Source organism: Cytobacillus massiliigabonensis (genome assembly GCF_900199725.1).
GTDB classification, from domain to species: Bacteria; Bacillota; Bacilli; order Bacillales; family Cytobacillaceae; genus Cytobacillus; species Cytobacillus massiliigabonensis.
The window spans coordinates 2,552,012-2,564,896 of the sequence record NZ_LT904904.1 but is presented as its reverse complement, the minus strand read 5'-3'; the positions used below and the strand labels follow the sequence as shown (position 1 = coordinate 2,564,896).

Annotated in this window: 16 protein-coding genes; 6 read left to right on the top strand and 10 right to left on the bottom strand. The window is 36.6% G+C overall.

Annotated features, from left to right (window positions below; all coding sequences use genetic code 11):
• The first annotated feature begins 31 nt into the window (after positions 1–31).
• Both C1726_RS23860 and C1726_RS23855 read left to right on the top strand, forming a co-directional pair.
• Positions 32–1,111 (top strand): hypothetical protein, encoded by a 1,080-nt coding sequence (locus C1726_RS23860; RefSeq protein WP_235822836.1) that lies wholly within the window; start codon positions 32–34, stop codon positions 1,109–1,111.
• A 117-nt stretch (positions 1,112–1,228) separates the two neighbouring features.
• Complete coding sequence (locus tag C1726_RS23855; RefSeq protein WP_102275435.1) at positions 1,229–1,960, top strand: urease accessory protein UreH domain-containing protein; 732 nt, start codon at positions 1,229–1,231, stop codon at positions 1,958–1,960.
• A 30-nt stretch (positions 1,961–1,990) separates the two neighbouring features.
• On the opposite strand, the gene nadE is transcribed toward C1726_RS23855, so the two are convergent.
• A complete protein-coding gene (gene nadE / locus C1726_RS23850; protein ID WP_102275434.1) occupies positions 1,991–2,815 on the bottom strand; it encodes an ammonia-dependent NAD(+) synthetase in 825 nt (274 codons plus the stop codon).
• Complete coding sequence (locus C1726_RS23845) at positions 2,812–4,302, bottom strand: nicotinate phosphoribosyltransferase (RefSeq protein WP_102275433.1); 1,491 nt, start codon at positions 4,300–4,302, stop codon at positions 2,812–2,814. The genes nadE and C1726_RS23845 overlap by 4 nt, the downstream gene beginning before the upstream one ends.
• Before the next feature lie 170 nt (positions 4,303–4,472).
• Here C1726_RS23845 and C1726_RS23840 point away from each other — a divergent pair, with 170 nt between their 5' ends.
• On the top strand, positions 4,473–5,054 hold the full coding sequence (locus C1726_RS23840; RefSeq protein ID WP_102275432.1) for a biotin transporter BioY: 582 nt from the start codon (positions 4,473–4,475) through the stop codon (positions 5,052–5,054).
• A 216-nt stretch (positions 5,055–5,270) separates the two neighbouring features.
• Here C1726_RS23840 and C1726_RS23835 read toward each other — a convergent pair whose 3' ends face one another.
• Positions 5,271–6,191: a lysylphosphatidylglycerol synthase domain-containing protein gene (locus tag C1726_RS23835; protein ID WP_102275431.1), complete on the bottom strand. Its 921-nt coding sequence runs from the start codon at positions 6,189–6,191 to the stop codon at positions 5,271–5,273.
• A gap of 170 nt (positions 6,192–6,361) precedes the next feature.
• On the opposite strand from C1726_RS23835, the gene C1726_RS23830 reads away from it, so the two are divergent.
• Entirely contained in the window at positions 6,362–6,652 is a 291-nt protein-coding gene (locus C1726_RS23830) for a hypothetical protein (RefSeq protein ID WP_102275430.1), read from the top strand.
• 28 nt (positions 6,653–6,680) lie between these two features.
• The gene (yidC, locus tag C1726_RS23825; RefSeq protein WP_102275429.1) at positions 6,681–7,466 is read left to right on the top strand and encodes a membrane protein insertase YidC; all 786 of its coding nucleotides are present in this window, start codon (positions 6,681–6,683) and stop codon (positions 7,464–7,466) included.
• Positions 7,467–7,492: 26 nt separating this feature from the next.
• On the opposite strand, the gene crcB (C1726_RS23820) is transcribed toward yidC, so the two are convergent.
• Both crcB (C1726_RS23820) and crcB (C1726_RS23815) read right to left on the bottom strand, forming a co-directional pair.
• Positions 7,493–7,864 (bottom strand): fluoride efflux transporter CrcB, encoded by a 372-nt coding sequence (crcB, locus tag C1726_RS23820; protein WP_102275428.1) that lies wholly within the window; start codon positions 7,862–7,864, stop codon positions 7,493–7,495.
• A gap of 2 nt (positions 7,865–7,866) precedes the next feature.
• Positions 7,867–8,247, bottom strand: coding sequence for a fluoride efflux transporter CrcB (crcB, locus tag C1726_RS23815; RefSeq protein WP_102275918.1), 381 nt, complete (start codon positions 8,245–8,247; stop codon positions 7,867–7,869).
• A 145-nt stretch (positions 8,248–8,392) separates the two neighbouring features.
• Here crcB (C1726_RS23815) and C1726_RS23810 point away from each other — a divergent pair, with 145 nt between their 5' ends.
• Positions 8,393–8,953 (top strand): YhcN/YlaJ family sporulation lipoprotein, encoded by a 561-nt coding sequence (locus tag C1726_RS23810; protein ID WP_235822835.1) that lies wholly within the window; start codon positions 8,393–8,395, stop codon positions 8,951–8,953.
• 30 nt (positions 8,954–8,983) lie between these two features.
• Here the strand turns inward: C1726_RS23810 and C1726_RS23805 are convergent, their stop codons facing one another.
• From C1726_RS23805 to C1726_RS23785, 5 genes are all read right to left on the bottom strand, one after another.
• Positions 8,984–9,571, bottom strand: coding sequence for a GNAT family N-acetyltransferase (locus tag C1726_RS23805; RefSeq protein ID WP_102275427.1), 588 nt, complete (start codon positions 9,569–9,571; stop codon positions 8,984–8,986).
• A gap of 71 nt (positions 9,572–9,642) precedes the next feature.
• Positions 9,643–9,846, bottom strand: a complete 204-nt coding sequence (locus tag C1726_RS23800; protein ID WP_102275426.1) for a DUF6501 family protein — start codon at positions 9,844–9,846, stop codon at positions 9,643–9,645.
• Positions 9,847–9,897: 51 nt separating this feature from the next.
• Positions 9,898–10,131 (bottom strand): hypothetical protein, encoded by a 234-nt coding sequence (locus C1726_RS23795; protein WP_102275425.1) that lies wholly within the window; start codon positions 10,129–10,131, stop codon positions 9,898–9,900.
• 96 nt (positions 10,132–10,227) lie between these two features.
• The gene (locus tag C1726_RS23790) at positions 10,228–11,868 is read right to left on the bottom strand and encodes an AMP-binding protein (RefSeq protein ID WP_180968327.1); all 1,641 of its coding nucleotides are present in this window, start codon (positions 11,866–11,868) and stop codon (positions 10,228–10,230) included.
• A gap of 156 nt (positions 11,869–12,024) precedes the next feature.
• Positions 12,025–12,822, bottom strand: coding sequence for a VOC family protein (locus C1726_RS23785; protein WP_102275423.1), 798 nt, complete (start codon positions 12,820–12,822; stop codon positions 12,025–12,027).
• Positions 12,823–12,885 lie beyond the last annotated feature (63 nt).

The window sequence follows — 12,885 nt, the reverse complement described above, 5'->3', positions numbered from 1 at the left end:
CAGTATAATTAAATGGAAGGAGTGGTTATATTTGACAAAAATAAGTGCAAAAAATAATAAAATTCTTCTATTTTTCATTTTCATTAGTTTCATACTCGCTGCAAATTATACTTTATATAGAATTCCAATAGCAGTTCCAGTTCCTAGTGGTGCAGTTATAGGATCGATACTCGATTTCATGATTGTGATTCCTTTGCTTGCCTACTTCTTTATCATCCGGAAGAGATATTCACTTAAGTATATGGGGATCGTAATCCTTGCTGCTTATGGTGCTGCGTCCATGATTATTCCCAATGAACATTTATCTCAATACTCTTTTTTGCCATATATTGTTTTCCTTTCGGAAGGATTGCTCATTCTAGTTGAGCTCTTCATTCTTTACAAGATCATATCAAAACTGCCTAGGCTCATTAGAAATTATCGGTCCATTTCAAAACAAGATTCACTTTTTCAATTACATGTGAGGAGAACTGTTAAAAATCATCTGCCAAATCATCGTCTAATCACTGTTTTCTTGTCGGAGTTATCTATGTTCTATTATTCCCTCTTTGCTTGGCGAAAAAAGGTAAATATTCAAAATGGTCGCTCCTATACTTATCATAAAAAGACAAGTGTTAATGCTGTTTACATCATGCTTATTCATGCGACAGTCATTGAATCGATTGGCTTTCATTATTTTCTTCATCAATGGAATGAAATGGCTTCTTACATTCTTCTATTCCTTAATTTATATGCCATTCTATATTTTCTGGCTGAAATTCATGCGATTCGTCTTACCCCTTTTGTGCTTACAAAAGATTGCCTTCTTCTGCAATCAGGCTTTTCCAGAAGCATGGAGCTCCCTTTAGAGAATATAAAAGAAATAAAATATTACGATGGTCCAGAAAAGTTAAATAAAAAAGAACTGAGTAACCTATTTGATGCAAGAGTAATCGATTTTTTTCAAGAAAAGCCTCAATTCGAAATAAATTTAAAGGAGCATCAAGTAGTGAACTTCGCTTACGGGATGCAGAAGGAAGTTAAACGAATCATTTTAAATGTTGATGATCCAGAAGATTTTTATCAAGCTATTCAACAAAGAATTGGAATGGATGAAACTGTTTCTGAGTAAGAAACGGTTTTTTTCTATTCAAAAAAGTTAACGAACTTGTTATTAATTAAGACTTCACTAGGACAAATATTTGATATGCTTAATAAGAATATATCTTACAGCCTTGGAGGAATAATGATGTATCAACTGCTCAATGATCTTTCACAAGTTTTAAGTGGTCCTTTTTTATCCATGGTTGATGAGAGCAAAGAAATACCGCTGCTGGGTGCTTTTATACTAGGTTTAGTTGGTGCGCTGGCACCTTGTCAGCTAACAGGAAATATAGGTGCTATTACTTTTTATGGCAATAAAAGTATTCAGACTAAAAATCAGTGGGCAGAAGTATTCTTTTTTATAGTCGGCAAAATCGCTGTTTTTTCAGCTTTAGGCTTTTTTGTGTGGTTTCTTGGTCAAGAGCTGCAAATGATGCTTCCAGAATACTTTTCGATATTTCGAAAGCTCATGGGTCCATTATTCATAGTTATGGGACTTGTCCTAATTGGAATGATTCGGCTTAAATGGGTGTCTAAAGTGAGTGAAAAACTGCCAGAATTCAAAGGAAGCGGAAAAATGGGATCATTTTTAATGGGGGCAATCTTCTCTATTTCGTTTTGTCCGACGATGTTCTCGCTATTCTTTTTTGGGCTTATGCCTTTAGTTTTGAATTCAACTTATGGAGCTGTCCTCCCTCCTATTTTTGCGATTGGCACCTCTGTCCCACTCATTGTTTTTTTAATGATCATTTATGTGTTAGGCGTTGATGGAGCCTTAATGAGGAAAAGCAAGAAAATTGGGCTATTTATTCAAAGGATTGCGGGGGTGATTCTATTGTTGATTGGCATCATGGATTCAATTACATATTGGGTATGAATAACGCTTGGGTTCCCCCAAGCGTCTGTTTTATTTCCACCATCTATCAAACATCGAAGCAGGAATTTGTCTTTTATGTTCTGTGATTAAATAGCGTTTTTCAATTTTTTCAGCAACATCCGATGATACTTGTTTCCCTTCTAGGTAATCATCCAATTCTTCATAAGTAATGCCTAGCTCTGTTTCATCTGCCTGTCCTGGTCTTTCATCAAGAAGGTCGGCAGTTGGTACTTTTAAGTACAATCTTTCATCCGCACCTAATTCTTTCAGCAGTGCCTTCCCCTGTCTTTTTGTTAATCCAGTTAATGGTGTGATATCTGCGCCGCCATCTCCATATTTTGTAAAAAATCCTGTAATTGCTTCTGCAGCATGATCCGTTCCAATAACTAGGAGCCCTTTTTCACCGCCAAAAGCGTATTGGGCAATCATTCTCATTCTAGCCTTTACATTTCCCTTTTGATAATCACTTAAAGGCTGAGCTTGGATAATGGAGTTAAATTCTTTTTGGACCTCATCGACTGCTGCTTTTATATTAAATACATATTCTTGATCAGCTTTAATAAAGGATAAAGCTAACTTTGCATCGGTTTCATCTGCTTGTACGCCATATGGAAGACGTACTGCAATAAATAATACGTCATTTTGCCCCTCATTACGCAGTTCCTCTACTGCCAGCTGGGCTAATCTGCCGGCAAGTGTGGAATCCTGCCCACCGCTTATTCCAAGGACATATCCTTTCGCTTTTGTGCGAATCAGATATTCTTTTAAGAAATCAATCCGTCTTCTAATTTCGTTTTTTGGATCAATGTCCGGATTTACATGAAGGCTCTGCATTATTTCTTTTTGTAATGTCATTTCTCTTCCCCCAATTTTCCCTTTTCTAAATACTCTTTTACCTTTTGTTTCACCATTTCAATATGCTTCATTTTATTATCCCAGCACTTTTGGCTTAAATCGACTGGATACTCTTCTGGATTTAATGCTCTTCGATACTCTTCCCATAAGAGATTTAAGTTTTCCCTCGCATATTGCTGAATCGATGAAAGGTTTGGCAAAGAGTAAACACGTTTTCCATTAATAAAAATATCTTTATGGAGTTCTTTTGCTTCAAAATCTGTTACATATTTCTTCATATATGTATGAACAGGATGGAACATTTTTAAACGTTTTTCATCTTGTGGATACTCGAAGTCTAACGCAATGTAATCCCCTTCAGATTTATTAAATTTTTTATTTATGATCCGATACACTTTCTTTAGACCCGGTGTCGTAACCTTTTCAGGATTTCCGCTGATTTTTATCGTATCAACCATGTTCCCTGCTTCATTTTCAATCGAAACAAGCTTGTAAACTGCTCCAAGAGCAGCCTGATCATAGGCAGTAATCAATTTTGTTCCAATTCCCCATACATCAATTTTCGCACCTTGCCCTTTTAAATTCATGATTGTATATTCATCAAGATCATTGGAAGCAATAATTTTCGTTTGATGAAATCCTGCATCATCAAGCATTTTCCTCGCTTCTTTCGAAAGATAAGCCAGGTCACCGCTGTCAAGACGAATACCCACAAAATTTATATGATCACCAAGCTCTTTCGCTACTTTTATGGCATTTGGAATTCCAGATTTCAATGTATCATAAGTATCAACAAGGAATACACAATTTTTGTGCCTTTGTGCATACTTATGAAATGCCGTATATTCATCTCTATATGCTTGCACGAGTGCATGAGCATGTGTACCAGATACAGGCATGCCAAATTTTTTCCCTGCTCTAGCATTTGATGTTGATTGAAAGCCTCCAATATATGCAGCTCTTGCCCCCCAAATAGCTGCATCCATTTCATGTGCCCTTCTTGTTCCAAACTCCATCGCTATTTCCTCACCAACGACCTCTTTAATTCGAGCGGCCTTTGTTGCGATTAAAGTTTGATAATTAATAATGTTTAACAAGGCTGTTTCAATTAATTGTGCCTGTGCAAGCGGAGCCTCTACTCTTATAATTGGTTCATTTCCGAATACAAGCTCCCCTTCTTGTAAAGAACGAATGGAACCTGTAAATGTAAGAGAGCGCAAATATTCAAGAAAATCTTCTTTATACTGTAACTCATCACGCAAATAGGCGATATCACTATCTGAAAAACGGAATTTCTCAATAAATTCAATGACTCTTTCTAAACCTGCAAATATTCCATATCCATTTCCAAATGGAATTTTACGAAAATACAATTCAAAAACGGCATTTTTATTATGTATTTGATCATTCCAATACGTTTCTGCCATATTAATTTGGTATAAATCTGTATGCAAAGAAAGACTGTCATCATTATATGATGTGCTCATAATATACCTCCTCTTATAAGCAATTAATAGTTTTATATTACCCTGAAATGAGTATGATTACACAAGCCATGTTCCATCAAGGAAAAAGAGCTTGACAAAAGATTAAGAAAATATTAATTTAAAATTGTTAACCTAATTATCTTAAAGTTAACATAGAGAGGAGTTCGCAAATGACAAATCAGCAACTAAAATTAAGATCAATGATTGTTACTGCACTATTCGCTGCTATTATCGGCGTTTTAGCACAAATAACGATTCCGCTTCCGCTAGTACCGATTACTGGACAAACACTGGCCATCGGGTTAGCTGCAACAATCCTTGGTTCCCGTTATGGTACGCTTTCTGTCCTATTGTATTTAGTGATTGGCTCTGCAGGTGTACCTGTATTTGCCGAATTCTCAGGTGGAATTTCTAAGTTAATTGGACCGACAGGCGGATTCTTAGTTGGATTTATTCCTGCAACATTTATCATCGGTTTCTATATGGAGAAAGTTGGATTTACATTTAAACATGCAATGTTTGCAAATACCATTGGGATGATTATCACCTTATCTTTTGGTACTGCGTGGCTGAAAATTTCAGCAGAACTTACTTGGGTACAGGCTTTAGCCAGCGGCTTCACTCCGTTCCTTGCTGTTGGGTTAATTAAAGCAGCACTTGCTTCATGGATCGGCATTATCATTCGAAAAAGATTAGTTTCCGCAAACCTTTTATTTTCCGCTCACACAAACGTTAAGCAGGAATCAATATAATTGGAGGGGCTGTTGATGAGACAGCCCCCTTTTATATAAAGATAAGAAAGCATAACTTTGGAGTTAGAGAATTGTCTAGCGGAAGCGTCTTATCGCCTATCAAACTTCAGGTCCCCTCCGCAACGATTGCGTCAACATCGGTTCGCTCACTCTCACCGTGTTTCCTTTATCGAAAGAACCGGCCCTTCCGCGATGACCAAGACACTTGCGCTTTTCTTATCGAGTATTTTTTTTCAGCATAAAATGTCTCATAATAAACGGCGTCCCTAAAACAGCTGGAACGATATAATAGCTTAGACGGTAGAACATAATAATTAATAAGCTAAGTTCTGCTGGTACTCCCTTTGTCTCCATTCCTATTAAAAAAACAAGATCGAAGGAGCCGATTCCACCAGGGATCAAGCTAATAATACCCGCACAAGCAGAAATAATTACAATTGGAAATACATTCGTAAATGGAACTGAAACGCCTAAAAAGTTCGCTATCCCCCATATACAAAAAACAACAAATAACCATTCGAATAAGGAAACAGCCATTAGTTCACTAATAAAGCCGCGTTTTACATGCCCTAGGTTCCAAAAAGATTTTTTTAGAAAGAAAACAATCAAGAGAATAGGTGTGTATAAGGCAATTGCCCAGACTGCCAGTTTGATGAATTTTACTTCTGAATAAACATGCATATCAGAAAATGCGGTGATCCAGGATAATACGGAAAGTCCTGATAAATAAAATAGGGACAATTTCGCAATGGTCTGGATATAAGGTGTGTCATTTCTTACGTATGATCTATAGTAAAAGGAGCGTAATGTTGTGCCAGCAACTCCACCAAATCCGATCAGATTGGAATATGCATTTGCAGCAAGCGAAAAAAAGATAAGCTTCCTTTTCGGTATGTATATGTGAAATATTTGAAGCAGAATGACATCATAGAAAAACATCGGTATCAGTGAAATTAGACCTAGGATTAAAATAAATAAAAGTTTATTTAATGCTAACCTGTCCAAATAATGATTAAGCAGCTGCCAATTAAAATCTTTGAAAATTTCCTTTGACTCAAAGGCGAGAACAAATAAAATAAAAATGGGAATAAATACTTTTATAAATTTAACGAGCGTTTTTTGCTTTGGTAATAACAAAATACCCCACCGTTCTAAATTAGTCAGTCTATCTACTATTCTATTACTCTATTCCCTTGGGTTCAACAGGAAAGCTTATGTTTCAATTGTATTTGAATATGTTCTTCATTGCTTAAATCAAACATTTACTCTATAATTTATCCATTGGCCTTAAGTTATGAGGTGAAAATATGACTGAATTTATTATCGATATCTCGAATATTCCCACCGAGTATACAATTTATGCAAGCTTCCTCTTGGGCATGATTGTTAAGTTTATTTGGGTTTGGAATATTGAATATCATTTTTATAACTCTTTAGATACTGCTAGAACAATTGAATCATCGAATAAATTTTCGATTCAGCAGTTATTTTATTATAAATATAGAAATCCATTATTAGTTTGGATGATTAAATGCATTCGCAAAAAACAAGGTCCTAGTGATGATCCTGAAGGTGCTACTCCTCTAATTGTAAAATAATTTATTTACTATTAAGAGGAGTGACAATATGAAAAAACTGAAATACTTTTATTTATTATTCATGCTCGCAGCAGGAACTATGCTTTTATCAGCTTGTGGATCACCCAATACACAAAATAGCGATGGCTTCTTTCAAAAATTCGCTGTCGAACCATTTGCCTCTTTAATACACGGAGTGGCAGTTCTCTTTCATGATAATTATGGCATTGCAATTATTGTGATTACTCTTGCCATTCGACTGTTGTTAATGCCTTTAATGTTAAAGCAATATAAAAAACAACAAATAATGAAAGAGAAAATGGATGTCCTTAAGCCTGAAATGGATAGCATCCAAAAGAAGTTAAAAGCTGCAAAGGATCAAAAAGAACAGCAAAAGCTTCAGCAGGAAATGTTTGCTCTTTATAAGAAGCATAATGTCAATCCGCTTAATATGGGATGTCTTCCAATTCTTATTCAAATGCCAATATTAATGGGATTTTATTATGCGATTAGAGGTTCCGAGGAAATTGCTGCCCATTCGTTTTTATGGTTTAATCTCGGGCATTCAGATATATGGATTACAGCAGTTGCTGGGATTGTTTATTATTTGCAGTTCAAGGTTTCACAGGCGAATATGCCTGCTCAAACACAGCAGCAAATGAAGTTTATGGGTCTTCTCTCCCCTATAATGATTGTCTTAATTTCGCTAAATGCACCAGCGGCATTGCCGCTTTATTGGACAGTTGGCGGTATTTTCTTAACTGTGCAAACAATGATTGGTCGAAGGCTGTACCCATCCGAGAAATCAAAAGGTACAGAAGTAAGCTCAAACTAACAAAAAGAAGGAGTATAGCCAAAATGCTATGCTCCTTTTCCAATTTTTCCGGCAAGCATCCCCAGGAAAGCAAGTATAATTCCGCCTGCATAGGTGATCGCAATATAAAATATTCCTGCTATTTTTTCTTTACTTTCGATCAGTTTTATTGCTTCTAAATTAAAGGTTGAGAACGTAGTAAATGCTCCCATAAAACCTGTTCCAAGAAATAAGGTCAACTCATCATCTTCTGCTATTCCCAATAGATAGCCTAATAAAAAGGAGCCCATCAAATTAACAGCTATTGTACCTAATGGAATCTTGCTTGGGAATTTTCTTTGGAAGTATGAAGTTGCAAGGTACCGGCAAATTGCCCCAAAAAAACCGCCAATTCCTACCAAACATATATGAAAAACCAATTTTATGTCCTCACTTTTCTGAATGGATAGAAATAGCCAAACCAGGATGCTGCCAGTCCGCCAGTTAAACTAAGCAAGATGTATAGTAGTGCGATACCAAAATCCCCTTTATCAATGAGCTTGATCATATCCGTGCTAAAGGTAGACATTGTCGTATAAGAACCAATTGCACCGGTACCGATTAACAGAACAAGCATGCGATTTACCTTCTCGTTATTACCGTATTTCCTTGTGAAAATGCCAAGGAGAAAGGATCCAGTTAAATTTGCGATAAGAGTTCCATATGGAAAGGCATGTGCCCATAAATGATCAGTCCAAATAGAAACAAAATAGCGAAGCAAACTGCCAGCAATTCCGCCAATTCCAATAAAAACATAAATCATGCTTCTCTCCCTGCTTTCCATGTTCATCAATCCTATCATACCATTCATAAGGAAAAAATCTCATCCTTATGAAAAATAAAGCATGAATAGCTCCTATTTAAGTAGGAAAAATAAATATGAATGACTTGAAAGGAGTGAATGTAAGTTGAAATATAAATGGATGTTTATTGCAGCCTTAGCAGCAATTTTCCTTACGGCATGCGGGGCAAATAACAATGGGAATGATACTGCTCTCGGAAACCGTGATGTAACAGATCCGGTTCGCGTAAATGATGGGAATCGTTTTAATGATACAAATGATCTAAACGACCGTGACCCTTTGCTTCGAGTGAGAAATGATACACAAAATGAAAATAATGATTCACCAAGAATGAGAGTAGCCGATAAAGCTGCAGATCGAATTGCTTCAATGCCAGAAGTGGAAGATGTGAACGTAATTGTTACAGATGATAATGCGTATGTTGCAGCTCAGCTTGGTGAAGGCGTTGAATTAACACGTATTGTTGAAAAAAAGATTTCTGATCAAGTGAAGGCGGTTGACCAGGATATTAACGATGTATATATTTCGGCAAACCCAGATTTCTATGATCGTATGACTTCATATACAAATGATATTCGTAATGGTGAACCAATTGAAGGTTTATTTGAAGAATTCACAGAAAGTGTCCGCAGGATGTTTCCTTCAAATGTGAATAAACAACGGTAAATGAGAAAAGAGGATCGAAAGCTGATCCTCTTATTTCATTTTTTCAAGAAGCAGCTTTTTCACCTCAGGCCACTCATCTTGAAGGATACTAAAGTATACGGTGTCACGTGCAAAGCCATCAGAAATAATTCTATCCTTTCGCAGAACTCCTTCTCTAACGGCACCAAGACGGGCAATGGCCTGCTGGGATCGTATATTTCTTGCATCTGTTTTAAAAAATACACGATTCAACTGCCAGCTTTCAAAAGCATGTGTTAGCAGCAAGAATTTACATTCTGTATTCACTTTTGTTCGCCAAACGGATGGGTGGTACCATGTAAATCCAATCTCTGCACTTTTGTTTGCATTTGAAACATCTAGAAAGCGAGTACTCCCCACAATTTCATTTCTTTCCTTATGTATAACAACAAATGGATATTGAGTCCCCTGCTTCTTTGCAATTATCGCTTTTGAAATTTCAGCACTTAATTCTTCCTTTGTATTGATTTTTGTTGCCATAAATGTCCAAATTTCTTTATTTTTAGATGCTTCCCACAACGGATCTTCATGAATTTGTTCTAATGGCAATAACTCAACTGTATCACCAGATAATATAAAATCCCTTTCACCTATATTCATTTGTATCCTCACCTCTTGAAATTCCTATTACCTAAAAAACTGCCAGCATTTTTTACTGACAGTTTCATTCATTATGCATTTTGGAAATAATCTTTGTAAAAACCGCCAACTTTTCCTGAATTATCAATGATAAAATAAAATTCCTCAGTTTCATTTTTTACTTCATACGTTTTACCAGCTGTTAATGCTTTGTTCACGATATATTTAGCTGCATCTGTGTGCACACATTTAACATGTTTTACAGTCTCTCGTTCATGCCAGTTTAGATGGATCATTGTAGCAACTCCTTCATTCTTTATATTTAATAGTATAAAGAAAAGGGGCTACTAACTGCAAGATGATTCTTGATTTTTTAAATTCTCCCGTGAATGCGGATGTATTTTCATCCGTATACTTCTGATTTTATTTTCATCAAAAGTAAACATTTCAGCCGTAATCACATTCTTTAATGTTATATAAGTAATTTCACATATGCGGTCAATACGAATAAATTCTAAAAATTCATAGGTTCTCCCATCATAAACCAGTTCTAATAACCGTGCATTCGTAACATAATCCATAAGAAAACCCTCTCTCTTAGAAGATGGCAATATTTATATACCACCTTTGCAGGGTGTCTTAAACATTGAGAGGGAAATAATGCTGAGGAAATTTCATTAAATTGAATTTGCTCTTTCAATTTTTTCTTTGGCCTGCTCCCGTAAACGGTATTTTTGAATTTTCCCAGATGCTGTCATTGGGTAAGCATCTGTAAATTCAAAATGCCGAGGAATTTTATGCCTTGAAATTTTCCCTTTGCAGTATTCGTGCATGTCTTCGCTTGTAATTGATTCCCCTTCCTTTAAAATAATCCAAGCAACTACTTCTTCACCGAATATCGCATCAGGTACACCTACTACCTGCACATCAAGGATGCTCGGATGTGAGTATAAGAATTCCTCAATTTCACGGGGATAAATATTTTCACCGCCTCGGATAATCATATCCTTTAACCGTCCGGTAATTTTACAGTATCCATTCTCATCCATCACTGCCAAGTCCCCAGTATGGAGCCAGCCATCCTCATCAATTGCTTCTTTAGTTGCCTCAGGATTTTTGTAATAGCCTTTCATGACTTGATAGCCTTTTGTACAAAGCTCCCCCTGTATCCCAATTGGGACCTCTTTACTTGTTCCAGGTTCAACAACCTTTACTTCAACATTGGGTAAAGCCTTTCCTACAGATTCAACCCGAAGTTCGATTGGATCATCTGTTCTTGTTTGTGTAATGACAGGAGATGATTCAGTCTGTCCGTAGGCAATCGTAATTTCACGTACACCCATTTTTTCAATTACTGCCTTCATGACTTCAATTGGACAATTGGATCCTGCCATGACACCTGTGCGAAGTGTAGTAAGGTTATACTGATTGAAGTCAGGATCGTTTAATTCTGCAATAAACATGGTTGGTACCCCGTGGAGGGCTGTACATTTCTCATCTTGTACAGTTTGAAGTACTGTTTTTGGATTGAATTCTTGTATTGGAACCATTGTTGCGCCAACCGAAACACACGCGAGCGTGCCGATTACACAGCCAAAACAATGAAAGAATGGCACAGGAATACATAAACGGTCATCCTTTGATAATCGCATGCAATGGGCGATATTAAATGCATTATTAACAACATTATTATGCGTAAGCATAACACCCTTTGGAAAACCAGTTGTTCCTGAAGTATATTGCATATTGATCACATCATCAGGATCAAGGCTGTTTAACCGCTCATCAAGCAGGTTATCAGGCACCGTATCCCCTAAAGCTAAAATATCTTCCCAGCTAAATGTCCCTGGGTATCTCTTTTCACCGAGCACAATGACATTTTTTAAGAATGGCAGCCGGGTGGACTGAAGACAGCCAGGTTTACTCGTTTTTAATTCTGGTGCAATTTCATACAGCATGTCTATGTACGATGCATCACGATATTGTTCCATTAAGATTATTGTTGTCGAATCAGATTGCTTTAATAAGTATTCAAGTTCTGCTGTTCGATAATTTGTGTTAACGGTAACGAGAACTGCCCCCATTTGACCAGTTGCAAATTGAGTAATGAGCCACTCTGGTGTATTCGTTGACCAAGCTGCAATATGCTCGCCTTTTTCCAGCCCAAGCTTCATCAAGCCCTTTGCAGCACGTCTGCAATTGCCCTCCAATTGCTTATATGTCATACGCAGACCTCTATCAGCGTACACGACTGCTTCGTGATCTGGATGCTTTATTGCTTTTTCCTCTAATAGCTTGCCGACAGTTAAACTTAACAACTCTGTCATATGAACATCACCCTTTCGTATAAACATAAGTTATCTGAAACGCTTACATTTTATGTTATCATATATCACGTAATATTCAATATTTTCTAATAATGGTATTTTGCAATTAAAAATGCGTCACTAGGCTGCAACGCATTTTAAACATATTTAGTTATATTCCGCCGAAAACAAAAAGATAGAATTTACATCAAGGACTGGGGCAAAATTTATTTCAAAAGGTCTTTCGCCTTTTTTATATAGGATGTTATGTAACGGGCTGTCCTCATTTAATGGCTGACAAAAATGAATTTCAAACGATCCAGCTTTTAGTATAGCCTTTTTCAATGATGAGCGTTCATCTATATAAATGTCGGTTAAGGTAAAATGGAATAATTTTGCCCAATGCTTCGCTGCAGATTGACAGTCATTAACTGCAACCTGAATAGAAAATATGGAATGCATCACGAGTCTATCATCCAAGTATGCAAGTTCTTTCAATTCTTTCATCCGGACCGAATCCTCTTGCTCCCATTCAATAAAAAAGGGATACGGCAAGCTCGATGAGTTTTTAATAAAAAGCATTTTCCACCGAATCGTTGAGCCATCTTGCCTTTTTCTGCTTCCATTAAAAATAGGATACGTTTCACAACCTTTGTTCTCTAGCTCTACTTTTAAATCAAGCATATTATTTGTTCTGAAGCAAATTTGTCCAATCCCTTCTCCAATCGTGAGATCTTTAATTAATTGAGAGATTAAAGGATTATTAGATTTAGCTGCAATCTCCGCATTCTCGATCGCTAAGTATTCGATATATGCATCTCCCACATAAAGTAAACTATTATATGTGCCCCATTTTTCATGGCTTCCTCCCATTACTGCATGAAATCCATGCCTCACCCATTCTTCCACTGCCACGTTAGGATGCTGCTGTATAAAGTGAACAATATGATCAAGTGCTAATTTCATAGAATCTCCCCTTCATCGTATTCTGCTTTTATTGTAAATGGAAATAGAAATAGAAAAAAGAGA